This window comes from Bacteroides sp. 1_1_14 (assembly GCF_000162515.1).
GTDB classification, from domain to species: Bacteria; Bacteroidota; Bacteroidia; order Bacteroidales; family Bacteroidaceae; genus Bacteroides; species Bacteroides thetaiotaomicron.
In genome coordinates this window covers 861,956-881,593 of record NZ_GG774703.1, presented here as the reverse complement: position 1 = coordinate 881,593, position 19,638 = coordinate 861,956, and the positions used below count along the sequence as shown (strand labels likewise).

15 protein-coding genes and 2 pseudogenes are annotated in these 19,638 nt (G+C 34.7%); 1 reads left to right on the top strand and 16 read right to left on the bottom strand.

The features are described from left to right. Positions 1-324 precede the first annotated feature (324 nt). Positions 325-486 carry a hypothetical protein gene (locus tag HMPREF9007_RS27065; protein WP_155520514.1) on the top strand — a complete coding sequence of 54 codons (162 nt, stop codon included), beginning with the start codon at positions 325-327 and terminating at the stop codon, positions 484-486. Between the two features lie 7 nt (positions 487-493). On the opposite strand, the pseudogene HMPREF9007_RS17675 reads toward HMPREF9007_RS27065, so the two are convergent. The 16 genes and pseudogenes from HMPREF9007_RS17675 to HMPREF9007_RS17750 form a co-directional block, all read right to left on the bottom strand. Then, a pseudogene (locus HMPREF9007_RS17675) lies at positions 494-2,939 on the bottom strand (polysaccharide biosynthesis tyrosine autokinase). An 11-nt stretch (positions 2,940-2,950) separates the two neighbouring features. After that, positions 2,951-3,752: pseudogene (locus HMPREF9007_RS17680) on the bottom strand (polysaccharide biosynthesis/export family protein). Positions 3,753-3,807: 55 nt separating this feature from the next. Next, on the bottom strand, positions 3,808-5,214 hold the full coding sequence (locus HMPREF9007_RS17685; protein ID WP_008760761.1) for an undecaprenyl-phosphate glucose phosphotransferase: 1,407 nt from the start codon (positions 5,212-5,214) through the stop codon (positions 3,808-3,810). Between the two features lie 153 nt (positions 5,215-5,367). Continuing rightward, positions 5,368-6,135, bottom strand: a complete 768-nt coding sequence (locus tag HMPREF9007_RS17690; RefSeq protein WP_008760760.1) for a WecB/TagA/CpsF family glycosyltransferase — start codon at positions 6,133-6,135, stop codon at positions 5,368-5,370. 42 nt (positions 6,136-6,177) lie between these two features. Further along, positions 6,178-7,194, bottom strand: coding sequence for a glycosyltransferase family 4 protein (locus tag HMPREF9007_RS17695; RefSeq protein WP_225658424.1), 1,017 nt, complete (start codon positions 7,192-7,194; stop codon positions 6,178-6,180). Positions 7,195-7,344: 150 nt separating this feature from the next. Further along, positions 7,345-8,529, bottom strand: a complete 1,185-nt coding sequence (locus HMPREF9007_RS17700) for a polysaccharide pyruvyl transferase family protein (protein ID WP_008760758.1) — start codon at positions 8,527-8,529, stop codon at positions 7,345-7,347. A 184-nt stretch (positions 8,530-8,713) separates the two neighbouring features. After that, positions 8,714-9,817, bottom strand: a complete 1,104-nt coding sequence (locus HMPREF9007_RS17705) for a Coenzyme F420 hydrogenase/dehydrogenase, beta subunit C-terminal domain (protein ID WP_008760757.1) — start codon at positions 9,815-9,817, stop codon at positions 8,714-8,716. A 2-nt stretch (positions 9,818-9,819) separates the two neighbouring features. Next, positions 9,820-10,890, bottom strand: coding sequence for a glycosyltransferase (locus tag HMPREF9007_RS17710; RefSeq protein ID WP_165000511.1), 1,071 nt, complete (start codon positions 10,888-10,890; stop codon positions 9,820-9,822). A gap of 20 nt (positions 10,891-10,910) precedes the next feature. Beyond that, on the bottom strand, positions 10,911-12,020 hold the full coding sequence (locus HMPREF9007_RS17715) for a glycoside hydrolase family 99-like domain-containing protein (RefSeq protein WP_008760755.1): 1,110 nt from the start codon (positions 12,018-12,020) through the stop codon (positions 10,911-10,913). 100 nt (positions 12,021-12,120) lie between these two features. Continuing rightward, positions 12,121-13,422, bottom strand: a complete 1,302-nt coding sequence (locus HMPREF9007_RS17720; protein ID WP_008760754.1) for a membrane protein — start codon at positions 13,420-13,422, stop codon at positions 12,121-12,123. A gap of 25 nt (positions 13,423-13,447) precedes the next feature. Beyond that, complete coding sequence (locus HMPREF9007_RS17725; RefSeq protein ID WP_008760753.1) at positions 13,448-14,584, bottom strand: polysaccharide pyruvyl transferase family protein; 1,137 nt, start codon at positions 14,582-14,584, stop codon at positions 13,448-13,450. Between the two features lie 5 nt (positions 14,585-14,589). After that, the gene (locus tag HMPREF9007_RS17730) at positions 14,590-15,561 is read right to left on the bottom strand and encodes a Coenzyme F420 hydrogenase/dehydrogenase, beta subunit C-terminal domain (protein WP_008760752.1); all 972 of its coding nucleotides are present in this window, start codon (positions 15,559-15,561) and stop codon (positions 14,590-14,592) included. Then, entirely contained in the window at positions 15,561-17,096 is a 1,536-nt protein-coding gene (locus HMPREF9007_RS17735; protein WP_008760751.1) for an oligosaccharide flippase family protein, read from the bottom strand. The genes HMPREF9007_RS17730 and HMPREF9007_RS17735 overlap by 1 nt, the downstream gene beginning before the upstream one ends. A gap of 91 nt (positions 17,097-17,187) precedes the next feature. Continuing rightward, positions 17,188-17,742, bottom strand: coding sequence for a dTDP-4-dehydrorhamnose 3,5-epimerase (gene rfbC, locus HMPREF9007_RS17740; RefSeq protein WP_008760750.1), 555 nt, complete (start codon positions 17,740-17,742; stop codon positions 17,188-17,190). A 30-nt stretch (positions 17,743-17,772) separates the two neighbouring features. Further along, the gene (rfbA, locus tag HMPREF9007_RS17745; RefSeq protein ID WP_008760749.1) at positions 17,773-18,660 is read right to left on the bottom strand and encodes a glucose-1-phosphate thymidylyltransferase RfbA; all 888 of its coding nucleotides are present in this window, start codon (positions 18,658-18,660) and stop codon (positions 17,773-17,775) included. Between the two features lie 174 nt (positions 18,661-18,834). After that, positions 18,835-19,389 (bottom strand): UpxY family transcription antiterminator, encoded by a 555-nt coding sequence (locus HMPREF9007_RS17750; RefSeq protein WP_008766024.1) that lies wholly within the window; start codon positions 19,387-19,389, stop codon positions 18,835-18,837. Positions 19,390-19,638: the final 249 nt, after the last annotated feature.

The window sequence follows — 19,638 nt, the reverse complement described above, 5'->3', positions numbered from 1 at the left end:
AACCGCTTGGAACACGGTACGAATCCTAATTACAAATATATCGCATCTGATAATCCGGAACAAATATCAGCAGGTAAAAATGAAAATAAACCTCGTTATTTTTGATTATTACCTGCAATAATATTATATTTGCAAACAAATAAGAGTTGTTTGACAGCATGAGAAATATAGTGTATCAAAGCACTTTACCAATTTCTTATCCGTTGCCCATTCTCATGCGAGTTTCTTTTAATCTATTTGTAGTCAATTAAATACCTTCAGACTACATCAAATATAACAAAAAAAACGGGCATCTGGTTGTCCGGATACCCGCTTTTCTTTGATATGGGATATAAAAATTATATTGTCAACGTAGATGAATACAACAAACCGCTTGATTGGGGAAAATCAAGCGGTCGGCTATATCTGACTGACTATATCTTGGGGGATATACTGTGGTCAATCAGACTGAAACAGGCTATCGTTTATTCTCAGGTTTATTCTTAGAACCGGATTACGATTTAGCACCTTTTTCCTGTCCATAACCGTATCCGTAGCCATAGCGTTTGCCATATCCATAGTACTTGCCATACTTACCGTAGCCGTAGTAGTAGCCATACTTCCTGCGTTTCAGGTCTACGCCATTGATTACAGTACACAGGTTAGGCAGTTTCTTTTCTTCGGCAAGTTCGTTGATCAATGTATACTCTACTTTATGAGTATAGTCGGCACGGCATACGTAGACGGACAAGTCCGCTACACGACCGATCAATAAGGTATCGGTAACCATACCTACCGGTGCGGTATCCAGAATCACATAGTCAAAGTTCTTCTTCAATATTTCTATAGCCTTGTCCCAGACCATCACGCGCTAACAGCTCGGTCGGATTAGGAGGAACCGTTCCACCGGGAAGGATATACAGATTCTGATTAATATCCGAAGGTTGTACCAGACTCATCAAATCTGTTTCCGGGTTTGCAAGGTATAAGGTAATCCCCTTCTCTTTCGTCGAAAGACGGAAGACTTTATTCAATCCCGGTTTGCGGATATCAAGCCCTACGATTACTACTTTCTTTCCTAATAAAGAGAGACTGATGGCTAAATTGGCGGAGATAAATGATTTTCCTTCTCCACTGACGGTAGAAGTCACAAGAATCACTTTCTTGTCATTCTGAAGCATGAACTGAAGGTTGGTACGGATGTTTCGGAAGGTCTCGCTCATCAGGTTGTTCTGATTCTCAAAGACGGCAATAGAACCGTCTTTTTCGTTCTTCTCGTCGGTTAATGGGATATCACCGACGATAGGAATAGTTGTCAGTTTCTCGACATCTGCACGACCTTCGAGTTTGAACTTGGTCAGGCCGATCAGGTAGATGATGCCTACGGGGATGCCAATGCCTAATACTAAAGCGATCAGATAAATCATTCTACGCTTAGGAGAAACAGGGATATCATCAGCGATAGCTTCATCAATGATTTTTGCATTGTTTGCAGTAGCTGCCAATGCTATGGCGTTCTCCTCACGCTTTTGTAAAAGCATCAAATACAGTCCGGCTTTGATTTCCTGCTGACGGGCAATACTTACAAATTGACGTTCTTGTCCGGGAGCATCACTAATACGACGAGAAAAACGGCTTGCTTCACGATCAAGGTCCGCTTTTGTAATCAGCATTCCCTGCAAAGTACCATCAAGAGTAGCTTGTACATTCAACTTCATGGCACGGATACTTGTATCCAAATTGATGATGGTTGGATTATTTTCTGTAGAAGTACGTAATAAGCGCTTCCGTTCAACCAACATTTCATTATATCGTTCAATCGTTGCAACTAATGCAACATCTTGTAACCCCACATTACTAGGTAATACTTCATACTCATTCCCTCTTATATACTTACGCAAATCTTCGATCAAGCTGATTTGTGTCCGAATCTCCACCCTCTTCTTCTCATATTCAGCATTACCGGTCAAAGCTATTTGTGCCTCACTACTTAAATCTGTAATACCCGCATTACGTTTGAAGTTCTCCAGATTTGCCTCAGTACTTCCTAATTCCTTCGAAATAATATTAATACGTTCATCGATGAATTCAGCAGTCTTCTGTGCAATCTCATTTTTATCGTTATTTGTATTACGGTTATACATTTCAAGCAGCTGATTGATAAAATCCTGTCCACGTTGCAAGCTAGAGTTCTTCAATGAAATCACAGCTACCGAAGTCGTTTTAGAAGTAGGCTCAATACTCAAATTCTCACAATATGCTCTAGCCACTCTCATCGGTGAATTAATTGTAGCAGTAATATGACGCACACTTTGAGTTGAAGAATCTTCTATTGTATCCTTCTTCAAAGAAAGTGAATCTGGCGATTGAAAGAAAGCTAAAGTACCCTCATTCATCGGGAATACAGCTGGTAATTTCTCAAAATGCTTTTTATATTCGTTATCTCCAACTGCTACATTCACATCAAGCCCTCCTTGAGTATATAATGCCATCTCAACAACCATTGGGGCACTCAACTTCTCGGCTTCCTGTGGAGTCAAACTAACTATGACTGGAGAAGTCTTATATATATTTTTTGAAGGGAACTCATCTTCATCTGTATAAGAGACATACAGCCCCAATTGTTCTACAACTTCTTTCGCGATAGTCTTAGACCGCAACACTTCTACCTCATTATCAATGTTCTGCGATGAAGATACAAGACCATCCAAACCTAAATTCTCAAGTCCAGTAATCATACCTGCCGCCCCGCCTTTTTTATCATCCTTTATAAGAACTGTAGCTGAGATGTTATATATTGGGGTAGCCATACGTAAGTAAATCCAAGCACCAACAAGGCAAATCAACACTGCGCCGACAAACCACGGCCAATGGATAATATATTTGAAAAGCAATTCCTGAATATCAATTTTCTCATCAGTAGCATCGGAGTGTCTTTCGTTTATTATTTCTTCTTTCATTATTCCAAACGTTATTTTAAGATATTAAATAATAAGCTTGCAAGTGATACTAAGATGGATGTGGCAGAGAACCATAAACTTGTGCTGTTTCCTATATCCGAATTTCGAGCTTTTGCTTTATTGGGAGTCACATAAACGATATCATTCTGCCGGAGCCAATAATATGGAGAAAGAATCGTTTCTGATTTATTCAGGTCGAGAGTAATAATTTCTTGTTTTCCTGTAGCATCCTCACGAATAAGTTTCACATTATCACGCAACCCATAAACAGTCATATCACCTGCCATAGCAAGGGCTTCCAATAAATTTACTTTCTCATTTGAAATTGTAAATGTCCCCGGACGAGTAACTTCACCTATCACTGAGATTTTTATAATTTACCATACGAACTGTCACTATAGGAGTCTCTTTCATATAGGGCTTCAATTTATCCACTATCATTTGCTCAGCCTGCCTTTTCGTCAATCCTCCCAACTGCAATTCACCTAGTACCGGAAAAGAAATCCGACCTCCATTATCTACCAAATAAGTTTGCAATACAGGTTGCGTAGTAGCTAACGTACTTGCTGCTGCCAGATTACTCGGACTAGCTACTGTCAAATTGAACGGTGCTGCTAATTCCGGACTCGTACAGGATACAACGATAGTCAATAAATCCTTAGGCATGATTTTAGCATCGTATAAATTGTCCCTTTGTTCTGTTTGACTTATCACTTCTATGTCCTGCAAATAAGGTACTTTTTTGTACGACTGGCAGCCAGCTAGTAAAAACAGCAGCAATAACCAGCAAATTCTCTTGTTTAGTCTTCTCATCATATATTCAGTAATTTAAATTTTATCAAATAAAGCAAACTGGGATTCGTAATTATCAATAAGCTTCTTTATCTCCACGAATAGCATTGTATACAGTTCTATATATAATATACAAATCCAATAAAAATGTCCAGTGTTCAATATACCAGATATCGCGTGTCACACGACCTTCCATCTGCCATAATTCCTTTGTCTCACCTCGATACCCTGTGACCTGTGCCCAGCCAGTTATACCAGGTTTCACAAAATGACGAACCATAAACTTATTAATTAATTGAGAATATTCTTTCGTATGCTTTAACATATGTGGTCGTGGTCCGACAACAGACATATCTCCACACAAAACATTTATAAACTGAGGTAACTCATCAATACTTGTCGCCCGAATAAATTCTCCAATACGTGTTTTGCGCGGATCGTGTGCCGTAGCTTGTAATGTATCACACTGCGCATTCACCTTCATTGAACGGAATTTGTAACACCAAAACTCACGACCGTCTTCACCACTACGTTTTTGTTTAAAAAAGATAGGTCCCGGAGAACTCACTTTGATGGCAATCCCCACAACCAAATAAATAAGAGGGAAAATAGTACATAAAAACAAAATAGAACAGACTATGTCAAAACTACGCTTTAAAATCCGGTTCTCTAACAGTTCAAGAGGCTCACGACGAATGGATAAAACAGGAACATTACCTAACATTTCAAAATACATTCTTCTTTTCAAATAGTTGCGAACATTCGGAACACTGAAAAAACGTATCAAGTTATTCTCACAATAGTTTATAATCTGAACAATCTCGGCACTACGTGCGGAAGGAAGACTACAATAAAGTTGGCAAACTTTCCCTACATGTTTTTCTAAATAAGCATTAACCTCTTTAGGTTGCCCCAAATAAGAAACTCTATCAGGATAACAATCAGATGGTACATCCTCAAAATAACCGAGTACACGATATCCCGAAGTAGGGTCGTCTGTCATCGCATGATAAAGTTCCTGCATATTTTCGTGACTTCCCACCAATACGACTCTGCGAATATTCCCGCCTCTTTCACGATAAAGTTCCAAAAAACGACGGAATGTCAAACGGTAACTGACTATCACCATTATCAAAATAAGATAGTATACCCCAAAAAACCGAGAATTAGAAAACTCAAAATCAAATAGTAATAAAAAACAGGTCGACAGTAAAACAAAAGGTACCATATTACGAAGTACGCGAATCATTATCTGTTCAGGACGAACTACCGAACGATATAGGATTACACCAGAATGTATATTACAAAACAAATAGCATAAAGTAATTAATGCCATTCCCTGATATATTGAACCACATTTATCACACCAGAACCGATCACCAAAAAGAAATTCAAATCCCCATAAAAGCAGATTAAGTAGAATAATATCCCCCAAAAGGACACTAGATTTTAAAACTTTATTAAAACGCCGGACTTCCTGCATAATTATACTTATTTTTTTTATCAATACCCACCTCTTGTACACTAATAAAAAACATATTTCTTGTAAACCTATACGAGATATATGAAAAAAATAAGGCCCCCATTTTTCTTATGTTACCGCTAGCTGCAATTACTATTAACACTATCCCGCTATTTACTTCAGAGATTTATTAAATGGATTTCGATACAACCCTAATAATTGGAGAACGAAATAGTAAAAAAATTGCATATCATCTATAAAATAACGTTTAAAAAGCCTCCTTGGCTCTCTTAAACAGCGGTATAGCCATTCCATCCCTATTCTCTGCCAAAATAAAGGAGCACGCTTCAATATCTTTGCTTCAAAATCAATCGTAGCTCCCAACCCCATAAATAAATCAATCTCGGGAAGCTGCTTACTGTATTGAGCAATCCATTTCTCTTGTTTAGGAGCCCCAACTCCGACCAAAAGAATATTAGCCCCCGAGCAACGTATAATATCGAGAATCATATTACATTCATCTACATCTTTTTCAAAGCCATAGGAAGGAGAAAAGGCTCCCACAACTATTTCCCGCCCTACTTTCAGGTTTATTTCTTCCATCGCTTTTACAGCCACTCCTTCTGCCGCTCCCAGAAGAAATATTCTACAATTTTTATCATCTTTATGATATTGATAAAAAGCAGTAAAGAAACTAGAACCAGGAATTGCTTCAGGTAATTTTTTCCTTAGCAATTTCGACATTAAATATAAAACCTTACTATCACAAATCACCCAATCAGCTTTTTGATAAACTGCGTAAAAACCAGCATCTTTTTGAAGTTTCACCAAATGATCTACATTCGGAGTGATTACAATGCCCTTCTTCAGATTTTGTAAAAGTTCCTGCTGAGTAATAGAGTGTATGTCCACATTCAATATACGGACTACATTTTCAACCATAACTAATTATATGAATAATAAATAACTATTTTCTCCCAAAAGCTATTTCAATAGTGAATGATAAATAGTAGTAAGCTGTTTGAACACATTTTCAGGGAAATAAGGTTGAACTAGCCGAAAACTTTCCTTCCCATAACAAGAAATTAAATCAGGACGTTCTATAAATACTTTCAAAGCATCTCTCATTCCCTGTAAATTTCCCGGTTCTATCAACATACCATTTACCCCAGAATATACTACCTCGGGTATTCCACCAACCGGTGTAGAAATAACAGGATGGCTATAGCTCATAGCTTCCAATATTGCAACAGGAAGACCTTCATTATAAGAAGGTAAAATATAAATATCTTCCCAATTCAAACAGTCAACTTTCTTTTGACCGGAAATCCATCCTTCATAACTTACAAAAGAAGATAATTCATGTTGTTTTATAAAAGCTCTTATATCCCCATCTACTTCGTTGCCACCTAGTCTTACACTTAACTTATCTTTAAAATAGTCCCGATTTTCACTTAATGTCAGCAATAAATCAAAAGCTCCTTTTCTTTTACTAATTTCACCCATAAACAAGAGATGAACTTTATTATCTTCTCGCTTCGGAAATTGAATAATCGGAGGAGAAACAATATTGTTCAACACATATATTTTTTGTCTTTCCACACCTATAGAACAAAAGAAGATCTTCCAAGACTCAGAAAGTACGATCAATCGCTCACAAATATTAATTGCATCGACAATCTTTTCTTTATTTGTTGCTTTGTTATAAAAATCAACAAAATCTGCAGCATGCTCGTGTAAAATAACTTTCTTCTTAAATATTTTTACTAATTGAATAAAAAGCTTACAACGATAAAATGAAGCATTGGCAGCACCATGAATATGAACTATTTCAATATCTTTATCAAATATACAAAGAAAAAACGTACGTATTAATGCCTGCAAGGCATACCACGCTTTCACAAACTTATTCCCTAGTTTCCATGTGGGAATAAAACGCATGTTTTCAATGTATTCATCATAAGAAGCAAGTACAGCAGTCATCCCACCTTTCGTCTTCATTGAGACTCCTAAAAAAAGGATTCTTTTAGACAACGGTTTTGATATGAAATAAGGCATATTAATTTATATGTTTTTAGATTCCAAATATTCTTACTTAAATAGATATCTGTTAATAAGAGTTGAATAAGAATTGATCTATTACTTTCCTTACTAAATTGTATTTCGAGGGAGCTCCAATGCGTTTTTCAAAAAAATAATAGATTCTTCTCTTAATATTGAAAGCTTCCTATTTACATCATTATAATCAATATTATTTTTTATAGAACAAATGTCGCCATTATATAACCGATCTGATAAATCAAAGTACTCCAACAAACTATCAATACGGGAATTTCTAGAAGTAAGAGAATGCTTCTTAAAGCGATAAAATGTTAAGAATTTGCGTTGAAATATAATGGAAAAGACTGTGCAATGAAAAGAATCAGTACAAATATAAGAGGCTTCACTAATATATTTAATAAAATCATTAGGACTGACATTGTATGGAGCCTCATCACCAAAAACGTCATCACTAGGCACAAACTCATCCATATGCCTAATAGCAACCACCTTATACCCAGTTTGATCCCTCAAATTATTAACGGCTTCTCTTGCCTCTTGATTTGTTCCTAAAAAATAACAAAAGATATACGGCTCCTTTTCCTGAATATCTGATTCTGCAATTTCTTGCTGCCATTCTTCTCTAGTTAATAACATTGTAGGATCTGCCACAACCGTAGCTTGATTATCAGAGATTGTTTCCACAATTTCTTTACCACGAATTTCTCTAACCCCTATTTTATTGAACCGGTTTAAGAATCTTTTTGTTTCCTCATGTTGGAAAGAAGGAATTATAGATACTCCAAAACTCGAAGCATAGGCAACTTTGGGCACCCAATCACTAACAAACAGCAGATTATAATATTTACTATATAAACTTAGTGGTGTCCAAACCTGGTCACTCCCAACTAATACAACATCATAATTTAATGATCCTTGGCACAATTTTTCATAGCCAACATACTCATGAAATAAAGGAATCAATCGTTTCAATTTATACTCATTAACAGCATCTGTTCTTTCCTGAATATTTTTCTTGTACATAGGGTGAAGTTTCATATTCAAACGTTCTTTTACAATGCGTATCTTATCCATTGTTCCCCCACAGCGAAACATCAGATATATAAGCTTGATTTTCTCAAATAGAGTCAATTGCTTTTTATAACGGATTATTTCGCAATCATATCCCAAGTCTCGTATTTTTTTTATTGTTGCAAAACCTTGAAGTGATGTTCCATAATTATTATGATTATCAGAATAAGCAATCACACATCCTATTTTTTTCTTATTTCTCATATTCCATTATTCTTTTAATCAATTGTTGTTTTTTTCTTGAGTACACTTATAATACTCCAAAGCGATTTATGGTTGCCAACAAACTGTTGTAACATATTGAATCCATATGAAAAGACTGATCTGCACACAAAGCTATCATCAAGTTTAACATCATATTTTGGTACTTTACGACCTAATATTCTATCTATTTTAATAAAAGTTGATGCCCGTTGTTTTTTTGCTTTACTGCAATTTGTGATGACAATAGCACATCTTCATTCAGATCTGACAAAGATATCGCGCGCTCGCTCGCTGCTTCATAAAGTAATTCAGTCATTCCTGATTTTCGTGTTACTAAAGAATTTATTCCAACTTTATCTAACGAATAAGGCATTACATGGATATCACCAAAAGAAATATCAGCCAATTCAGCAAAATGATCTATACAAAACAAACATCTTCTAGGAACAAAAAAAGACCGTAAAGGATGGCTATATTTCTGATAATCTTCGTAGAACCTATATGATTGTTTTGATTGAGGATCAACACCTTTTGCGACCATTCCTCCTAAACATCCTTCATCTCTATAAGATAAATATGATAGCCCTTTCATATTTATATTATATTTATCCAAGACATACTCTGTTAAATAAAAACTTTTACTTCCAGAACAATATAGACCAAAATAAGCAAAAACCTTGTCTTTAAACTTTTTATCTATTTTTTCATATTTACGGAGACCATGGATATGGCAAGGTAATCCTACAATAACAAATTTCCCCTCTCTAGCTTTTATATCATGAATGATATTATTTAATGTAACAGGTGCATATTTAGAACTTTTCGCAGAAAGAATTTCCTCTTTAGTTGTAGCAATAAAAGAATGAACCAACAATTCACTTTTTGATCTAAAGGCCGTAACTGCTGCACCGTCAATAAGTTTTTTTTCAAGCATCCAAACAAGTAACTGAGTAACCATTCCTCCAGACGCGCTATGATATCGCACATCATAATTATTACTGTACCCTGTAAAACATTTCCTATAATATCCTATTTTCCCATTATAGAATGTATCAGCTCCGCTAAATTCCTCTTTCGCTATACAATTGAGTTTAACTCCTACCCCAGGACAAATATCATAACAACGATGGCAACCCTTATCATTCTTACATGATTTCTGATCAACCACTGGTAGAAATCTTCCACTTTTGACGTGCATTGTAATTGAAGTATTTGGACATGCCCCTTGACAAATGCCACATCCGGTACACAAGCCATTACTGACCGTATATAGTATACTCTTTCCCATTATTACAATAAATTATTATAATATTCAATATAGAGTTCTGCAGTTCTAGAAATGCTGTATTTTTCAATAAATGGAAGTCTTTCAGCATATATAATATCATGACTATCTTCGCATCTTAAGGCTTCTTTTATAGTCACGATAAAATCAGAAACTTTGAAGGATTCTGGTATCCAACATTTTGAAACATTAGATATATTAATGTGTTGCTCTATGGGAGAAAGGACACATGGTATCCCATTAAAATAAGCCTCTAAAACAGCAATCGGTAACCCTTCAAACGTAGCGCAACTCAAAAACAAATTTGCAGTATTCTCTATAGCTGAGATATCAGACCTAAGTCCCAAAAAATGGATATTCTTATATTCTTTAAAAGAATTAGTATTAATATACCCCTTTCCATAATTACCACCACATACGCAGAAATGGATATGTTCATCCATCATCGCAGTCGAAATCTCTTTTAAGAAATCGTAATTTTTTTGAGGACGCAAAGATCCTACTGAGACAACAATTTTATCATTATGACTTAAATTCAATTCATCTCTTAAATTTACGCATTCCTTAGTTTGTACAATAGATGGAGAAATTCCATTGTTTATCACTTCATAGCTTTTATTCTTTTGTACCCTAAGAGAATAAGCTGCTTCCGAACAAAAAATCAAAGGTTTACTTCCATTAAAGAGGATATTTAATTTATTCCAATGTTCGGGGGCATTATGAACAGTAATACAATGTTTGATTTTCCTTCCCCAAGTAGTCACCGCTCCATATATGTGACAGATTTCCCCATGTGTATTTACGATATCGGGCTGTTCTTTCTTTATAATATTCCTACATTTTATCAAGGTTTTCAAAAATGAGATTTTACTATGCAATTTTTTATTTAAATAACAAACCTGCACACCATTGTTCTCAAATTTTTCTTTTAAACGTGTACAGTATTCATAATCGTCATTATCTACAACTATAATTAATACTTGACACCCTTTTATTACCTGCTCAGGAGCTAACGACAATAAGAAATTCTGAATACCTCCCCCTTTAAGAGAATTTAGAATATGTACAATTTTCATATTAGAAATCTCATTATTTATCATTCTTCCAAAATAACACTCCTTAATGAATCCAGATACCCATGCCCAAACTTTATATCTGGTTCTACATAATTTCCTTCGGCCCATTCATTCCAAGAACGCAAAAATATAATTTTATGCTCCGCCTTTTTATTCTCTACTATTTTTATAGCATCTTCAATATGTCGTTTAAATAATTCAGGCGTCGACCCTGTGTATATGACAGCTCTTCTACCTCCTCTTGGAGACCTATCCCAATTAGGAATAATAGAAGGATAGCTATTTTCCAATCTATCATAGTCAGTATAGAAATTCTTTATTATATCTTTATATTTATACTTGTCAAGTGGGGCAATGGAAGGAAAATATTTGCGAAGCTTATGTTCTACTAATTTTATATATTTCCCCTTTACTTTAGATTCTGCATACCATAAATTTGACGGGGCAATTGCATCTAATCCTAAATCTAAAGTTTTCTGATACTTATCCAACCATCCACTCGCTAACCCTACAAAATGAATACCATTAGTCAATCCATTTTTTATAGCCAGTTCATTCCAGATCTTCATAAAATTATTCATATTAGGAACAGACAGCGGATCATATACCATAAACATTGGTTTTCCATCAACACAAATATATCGATGATCTTTCAATGCGGGCAAAACACATTGAAAATGTTCAATTATATCATTATCTCCAGGATAAGTCTGTAACAACAAATCAACATCCTTACAAGACTGTGCATTACTATTCCAAGTTCTACGTGTCCAACTATGATTAGCCCACCCTAAACAAAAAGGGAAATCAGGCTTATCAGTCGTTAATACTTCATTAAAAGGACGTTCCAACAATTTCCTGCCATTTCCAAACCAATAATGCCAATACATAAAACCCTCGATTCCTGCATCTTTTGCTAATTGCGCTTGCGCCTCTCTAACTTCTGGCATTCTTAAATCATAATACCCCAAATCAGCGGGGACTCTAGGTTGATAATGCCCTCTAAATAAAGGCTTAGCCTTACCTACATTAGTCCATTCTGTGAATCCTTTTCCCCACCATTTATCATTTTCCGGTATTGGATGAAATTGTGGAAGATAGAATGCTATAACTCTTACTTTCGTGACCATATTCTTCATTCTTTATACCTTAGCTTTTTTTAAATAATATATAATTACATCTGCACCAAACTTCTTTAGAAGAAAAAGAGACAAATATGATATTGTGCAATTAATTCAATTCACTCCCTCTTGATAAAGTCCCGTTTGAATTCATCAAAATTAATGTATAGAAAATAATAAAATACTGCATATATCCATATTCACCTGTAATGATTGAATAACCTATGTAATAAACAGCTAATGTCATCACAAGTAATGTTATATTTTTAGTCTTTCTATAAACACCCCTAAATAACCAAATAAATGTAATCACCCAAATAAACACCCCCACAATACCATTATTACAAAGTACTACAAATACAAGCGACTCAAAAGCTAATAACACAGGATGAAGTTCATGAATAGATATATAATAACTGCTCCAACCATACCCTTTACCAAAAACAATGCAGTCTCGTATTTCCCTCAGACAACCATTAAACTGTTCAAAACGCATCTCAAAAGATGATCCCTCTACATTTGTTTGACGATTACCACGAGTAAATATAGAATCAATTGTTGCTGATAACTCTGGAATATTTTCGATAATAAGATAGCATATAAATCCCAAAATTATTGCATATATCATCAATTTAATCTGACGAGACATCAGTAAATAGAAAAGAACTGTAACAAAAATTGCACCTATCGGAGTACGAATACCACAAAGAAAAATGCAACCTACAACAAATATCATCAACAAATAGATAAATAACGATTTCATTTTATCTTTTAATGAATAAAGATACACCATAGCTAGACCTAAAAACAAGCCGAAAATCATTGGATGAGTAAATACTGAAGATATTTTAGTCATGAGACGTGCTGTTTGCTCTCCAAATTGAGCTTCTCGTAATTCAGCATTATTAATTTGTGCCATAAAAAACACATAAGGATTCATTCCTTTTAATGACAGTAAAAAAATGCCATACAAAACAACAATAATGATCACTACAAGCATGCAGTTTTTACAATACTTCACGACTTTTGTATCATATCTGAACACATTCCACATTACTATTGGAAATAGTATATTAGTCATCATATTTGCACGCCATGAATTCAATGCAACATTTATCGGAACATCGTCCTGAAAAGGCATTTCAACTAACATCATACCATAGAAAAATATAAATGGATAGAATGGTTTCAGGTCAAAAATTACTTTTGCACTACGTTTATAATAATCCAGGATAAAAGCTACTAAGAGTAAAACATTTGCAAAATTCCAACTCAAATGAATTCCTAAAAAGTCAATATTAAAATATGGGACTAAAAATACATAAGCAAGATATAACACTATACCGACTCGTAACTTAATGAAAAAAGTCGCAAGAATAATTATGGTAAGCCATGATTGAATAAAAGCCATAAAGCAATATTTAAATAAAAGGATACTATCCCAACGCCTCGTATTTGATCGCTATTCTCTCTATTATGACATCTACATCTTGCTCATTGATATTATTTATCATAGCTGTACTATCATAAATGCCATTTGCCTCAAACGCCCCTTGAAATTTATAGCTATACGCCAATCCAAACAATGGCACTCCAGTATATATTGCTGCAAAATTGGCATGCATACGTGTGCCTATAAAAAACTTCATTCGTGAAATAATAAACTTTACTTGAGGAGAAATTATATCTTGATCAATAAATAGAACATGACTCTTGTCCTGTAACTTGGCATAGACATCACGCGTAGCTTCCAGATCGTCATTAGCGAACTCTGCGTTCTGATAATTATATGAATGCGGTATCAAATAAATTGAAACATTCTTTTGCTGAAAATAAGCAATAAGCTTATCTATGAGCAATGGATAAGTAGCAAACTGTCCGGAAAGAGTCCGGAATTGATTACTATAAGCCAATCCACTCACGTTAATACCTACCGCATTGGATTTGATCTCAATATTAAAAGGCTGCGGCTTCATATAAAACGAGAGATCTTTCGTCTGTTCGTATTTTAATCCCATTTTTTTTAACTCCGGAATGAATTTGTCATCACGAACAAAAATCTGACTGGCATAACGAAGAATACGACCAGCTATAATCTGATTTTTACTCTCCTTAAACGGTCCCAGGGTTTGGGGGAGAAGAATGACAGGAATATTGAATATCATCGCTAAATTGATATCAGATAACCGACTGTGAAAAGTTTTAGTACTATAAATATCCGAAAAGCCGTCACCACCATTAATGGCAGCAACATATTCAGTCTGTTTTATCATTCGTCCGAACTTAGTAAAGGGCAAACAAACACGAAGATATTTTAATAATATACTTTCTATGAAGAAGACATTAACTGTAAAATGTTCCCATACGGTACCATCAATGTCTATCTTTTGATTTTTTATCCCTCTATTTTCCGGCCTTAAGAAATTCTTTACAAAACGAACATTTAAAATCTTTGCCCCTTTCGGCAATAACCCTCTTTCATGCAAAAAATAAAAAGAGCCATAGCTTAATGCAGCCGTTCCTCTATTATTATCTCTAAGATTTAGTCCTGATATTATAATATATGGTTTCATATATCTCAGTTTATTAGTTTATGAATAACCCGAATGATAAACATATGAAGTTTAAGCATAGACGGAGAGAATGTGACAATAGTTTTATAAATTACATTACTCCCCATTTTTGACAATATATCATTCAATTTTCTTTCTTGAAATGCATACATTTTCGCTTTTACAGTATGCCCTTGTGCATTCATATAATCTTCTGCAGAAGAATCAATGACTTGTAGGGCAAACTGTTTTTTCATCTCTTCGATAAAAGATAATCCAATTTCTGTATTGACTAAAAACATTGTATTACCAATTCGATCATTTTCTTTGTATTTCTCTAGCCAAGGGTCTGCTAATGATATATCTGCTTTATAGCTAATATCTTCTTTGCACATCAAGCAACGTTTCGGTCGAAATAATTTTGACTGGTGCATCAGTTTCCATGGATTTGTATAGTTATCTTTATATATAGTTTCACCATTAGACAATCTTATTTGCATACCACTTGGCCAACCATTTCCTCGATATTGCATATTTTCTACTTTATTTTTATCAATTCCCATATATCGATAACAAAGCCATGTACCCTCAATAGTTGTCTGACCCGAACAGCAAAAGGACAATATAAAATTCCTAATATTGTTCTTATTCAAAATAGAACGTATCCCCCGTACTTGACAAGGCATACAGGATAACACAATACCATCTTTGATATTTGATAAATTATTTTTTATAAAAGAAAATATATCTATATCTTGATAAATACTACCACAAATATTAAATTCATCAAAACTGTGAATAAGTTTTAGAATATAGCCACACTTCTCTTTGTCATAAACAAAAGTTATGGAAGTACTATATTCAGGCAATGAAAAGAGATATTTAATAATTGCTGTTCCAACTCCCCCTGAAGAAGCTTTATGACGTATTTCTTTATCCGTTGAATATCCAACATAGTAAGCCAATGCTTTGTCACGAATATTAGAATAATCTCCCATTATTTCTTATGAATTTTATTTTTGATATATGTTATGAGAAAGACACGTTCATTCTTTGTTATGCCTATATACAATATTACAATGCTTATAGTCATCAATGAAACAAAGGAAAGCACCATTAAACGTACAAAGCCCTGTGGCATTAAATTAATAATAAGACATGGGATTACCAATGATAAAATAGAGACAAATAGCACTCTTAAAACAACATCTTTTAAAAATATGCGCATAGGCAATCCTATCATTCTCTGCAACATAACCAGGCGAGCTATTAGACAAGAAACAGAAATAAAAATAGATATATAGTAACAATATGATGGAGCAAATCCCATTTTAAAAAGAGCATATGAAAGTGGAAATGCCATTAAAGCCAATCCGCCCACAACTATTTGATAATTCCGAATATTGCCAGTAGCCAACATTGCAGTAAATAAAGTGTTTGATAAAGATTGACATAACATATATATCAAAGATAACTGTACAAAAACAACCGTATATTCCGGAACATTTCTCAACCATAATGTAAGCACATATTCTGTTTCAAACAAAATTGGTATAACCATAATAAACAAGAGATAAAAAGAGTAACGAGAACCACTTACTACAAGTTTTATCATATATTCCCGATCACCAGATGCGTAAGATTTAGTTATTTGTGGATTAAGTGCCATAATAAAATTGCCGACAAATTGATTTACTGCATTATCAACCTGTGCTGCAATGCCTCTAGCTGCATTTACTGCTACACCAAAGAATATATTCAATAGGACATTAATCCCATAAGTTGCCAAAACAGAAGATGAAGTACCTATAATATTCCACCCTGAAAACCCTAGTATCTGTTTATAATAAAGATTCTTCTTTACTAGTCTAAATTTACATTCAACAAAATTTCTCGAACAATAAACCCCATAAACAATACGAATAACTAATGAAACAGATAATATTAAAATTCCATACACTATCAATTTATCAAAAGTAGATAGTTTTAACATATAAACAATAAGCAACTTTAATAAGGCTTCAATTAATGTAATAGAAGCGAAAGCAGTCATTCGTTCATGAGCAATTATAGTAGAATTATATGGAATACTAACAATATTTACAACAAAAGTAATTAACGAAAATTGAAAAATCCAGTTAGCAGCAGTTAATCGCGATAGTGGTATATTCATTTGAGTATTTAAAAAATATACGCCTATACTCTCTGCAAGTATAATAATTATAAAAGCAATTATTACATGTATCAATATGGCAGACGAAAAAACATCTTGACTATTATTTTTACCTTTTTTCCCTAATTCAAATGTGATAAAACGTTGTGTAGAAGATGTTAATGTTGCACTTATTAAAGAAAACATCCCGACAAACCCACCTACAACATTATAAATACCAAAGTCATCTATACCCAATACTTCCAATATTACACGCGAAGTATACAAGCTAATAAACATTGTAATAAATGTCCGAATATAGAGAAATAATGTGTTCTTTGCTATACGTTTTGAATTGTTTGGTAAGATATTCTCAGCCACAATAAAGGATTATTTAAAATCTAAAGGTTTCTGCAGGTACTTACTATATAGCTTATAAGCATTATAGGACTTTCTAGTACATAATGAGTTCTCATTGTTCAAACAGCCAAGAAGCATCTCGTAATCTTTCATGGTATTTATCTTTCTCAGACAAAACAATCTCATTTGCCGGAACTCTCCAATCAATACCCAAATCAGGATCATCCCATGCCAAAGCCCCTTCACTTTGCGGAGCATAGAAATTATCACATTTATATTGAAAAATAACTTCATCCGTCAGCACACTGAATCCATGAGCAAAACCACGAGGAATAAAAAATTGACGATGATTATCTTCTGTCAGTTCTACAGACACATACTTTCCAAACGTTGGTGAGCCTTTGCGAATATCTACCGCAACATCCAAAACAGCACCTTTAATAACACGAACTAATTTACTTTGTGCATAAGGAGGCTTCTGAAAATGTAAACCTCGTAGCACCCCATAACTAGACTTACTCTCATTATCTTGTACAAAATTCACTTTACGAACTTTCTCGTTAAATTCCCGTTGCGAGAAAGATTCGAAGAAATAGCCACGATCATCCTTAAACAAACGAGGTTCAATAATGAACACACCTTCTATAGCTGTTTTAATAACTTCCACTGTGATTATTTTGAAAATTAAGTATTAAGTTTATTTCTGTGTTAACTCATCAATTACCTTTAACAAATATTGTCCATACTGATTCTTTAGCATAGGCTGGGCCAGTTCGCGCATTTTATCAGTAGTAATCCATCCATGACGTAAGGCAATACCTTCCAAGCATGCTACCTTCAACCCTTGACGTTTCTCAATAACTTCAATAAAAGTACTGGCTTCGGATAAAGAATCATGAGTTCCTGTATCCAGCCAAGCGAATCCACGACCTAGCAGCTGCACTTTAAGTTCCTGATCATTCAGAAATTGCTGATTCACCGCCGTAATCTCTAATTCACCACGCGAAGATGGTGTGATATTTTTAGCTACTTCCACCACTTTATTCGGATAGAAATAAAGACCGACTACTGCATAATTAGATTTTGGCTGAACAGGTTTTTCTTCTATACTCAGAACATTCCCTATTTTATCAAATTCAGCAACACCATAACGTTCAGGATCGGCAACCCAGTATCCGAAAACAGTAGCTTTATTCTCTTCTTCTGCAGTATGCACAGCTTCTTTCAGCATATGGGTGAAACCCTGACCATAGAAAATATTATCACCTAGTACCAGACAAACGGAATCGTTACCGATAAATTCTTCTCCGATAATAAATGCTTGAGCCAATCCATCCGGAGAAGGTTGCTCTGCATATTCAAAACGTACACCATAATCAGAGCCATCTCCTAAAAGACGTTTAAAGCCCGGAAGATCATAAGGAGTCGAAATTATCAGAATCTCACGTATACCAGCCAACATCAATACCGAAATAGGATAATAAATCATTGGCTTGTCAAAGATAGGGAGTAGTTGTTTGCTCACTCCTTTTGTGATCGGATACAAACGAGTACCTGAACCACCGGCTAAAACAATTCCTTTCATTGATTTGTTATTAGTACTCAAGATTTGAGTGGCAGGGTATATATCCTTCCACTCAAAAAATTGAATATTTTATTAAATAAATAGATTACCTTCCGAGATTAAAAAAACAGTTCTAAAGGTCAGACATGAAGTGTCCGACAACAAGGTGTTGAGCAGATGATCGTAATGTTATGATTAGTTGATTTTTTCGCAATACCACTTGGGAATATGTAGCATGACGCCGATAGTAGCTAACGTAACAACTACGTAATAGCTCTTCTTGTATTGCGTGAGTTTGCCTTCAAGTCCGGCAAACGGGCCACGGATCACCCGAACTGCTTGTCCGGGACGGGCTTCTGCTGTTACTGTATCGACATAAAGAGTTCCTTTATAATTAGGATCGCATACGGCACGGAATTCCAACATCTCACAGTCTGGAATCTCATAACACCGCCGTGTACTCCGGTCACGAACAAGCAAAAAAGGTATAGTACAATCTTTTACCCTTTCTAAAAGTTCTTTTTCCGTAAATTCTTTCTCGATAAACAGCAGATTGTGTACAGCTGGAGTCAGTTTCCGATGCTTTTTACCATCAAGCGTCTCATGCTCGATATATCGCATCGGAATAAAATAATTTACCCCTTTTTTTTCCAAATATTTCCCCAAATGTTCTTCTTTACAATAGAAGGTTTGTACAGCATACCATGCCTTCCTTCCCTCTGTTTGTCGTTCTTTGTCCAAATCATTCATTATCACCCATTACCCCTTGTTTTTTATTTCATCACTTACTTAAAAGACAAAAGCGCCCTGACTTTCACAAATGAAATCCATTTATGAAGCAGTAGCGCATCTCTTAAGGATTTAGCCTTTTTATCTTATCTCCATATAAGAACCAAGGTTCATAGAGAAACGGATACAGTACTAAAACGATGCAAAAGTAATACAATTTAATAAAAGAACATACTTTTACAGCTTTTATTTTGCCTGCAAAGATGTTAA

Excerpts from the sequence above, each read along its gene's own strand:
- HMPREF9007_RS27065 (WP_155520514.1), top strand. The coding sequence starts at position 325 with ATGGGATATAAAAATTATATTGTCAACGTAGATGAATACAACAAACCG.
- HMPREF9007_RS17685 (WP_008760761.1), bottom strand. The coding sequence starts at position 5,214 with ATGCAGGAAGTCCGGCGTTTTAATAAAGTTTTAAAATCTAGTGTCCTT.
- HMPREF9007_RS17690 (WP_008760760.1), bottom strand. The coding sequence starts at position 6,135 with ATGGTTGAAAATGTAGTCCGTATATTGAATGTGGACATACACTCTATT.
- HMPREF9007_RS17695 (WP_225658424.1), bottom strand. The coding sequence starts at position 7,194 with ATGAAGACGAAAGGTGGGATGACTGCTGTACTTGCTTCTTATGATGAA.
- HMPREF9007_RS17700 (WP_008760758.1), bottom strand. The coding sequence starts at position 8,529 with ATGAGAAATAAGAAAAAAATAGGATGTGTGATTGCTTATTCTGATAAT.
- HMPREF9007_RS17705 (WP_008760757.1), bottom strand. The coding sequence starts at position 9,817 with ATGGGAAAGAGTATACTATATACGGTCAGTAATGGCTTGTGTACCGGA.
- HMPREF9007_RS17710 (WP_165000511.1), bottom strand. The coding sequence starts at position 10,890 with ATGAAAATTGTACATATTCTAAATTCTCTTAAAGGGGGAGGTATTCAG.
- HMPREF9007_RS17715 (WP_008760755.1), bottom strand. The coding sequence starts at position 12,020 with ATGGTCACGAAAGTAAGAGTTATAGCATTCTATCTTCCACAATTTCAT.
- HMPREF9007_RS17720 (WP_008760754.1), bottom strand. The coding sequence starts at position 13,422 with ATGGCTTTTATTCAATCATGGCTTACCATAATTATTCTTGCGACTTTT.
- HMPREF9007_RS17725 (WP_008760753.1), bottom strand. The coding sequence starts at position 14,584 with ATGAAACCATATATTATAATATCAGGACTAAATCTTAGAGATAATAAT.
- HMPREF9007_RS17730 (WP_008760752.1), bottom strand. The coding sequence starts at position 15,561 with ATGGGAGATTATTCTAATATTCGTGACAAAGCATTGGCTTACTATGTT.
- rfbA (WP_008760749.1), bottom strand. The coding sequence starts at position 18,660 with ATGAAAGGAATTGTTTTAGCCGGTGGTTCAGGTACTCGTTTGTATCCG.
- HMPREF9007_RS17750 (WP_008766024.1), bottom strand. The coding sequence starts at position 19,389 with ATGAATGATTTGGACAAAGAACGACAAACAGAGGGAAGGAAGGCATGG.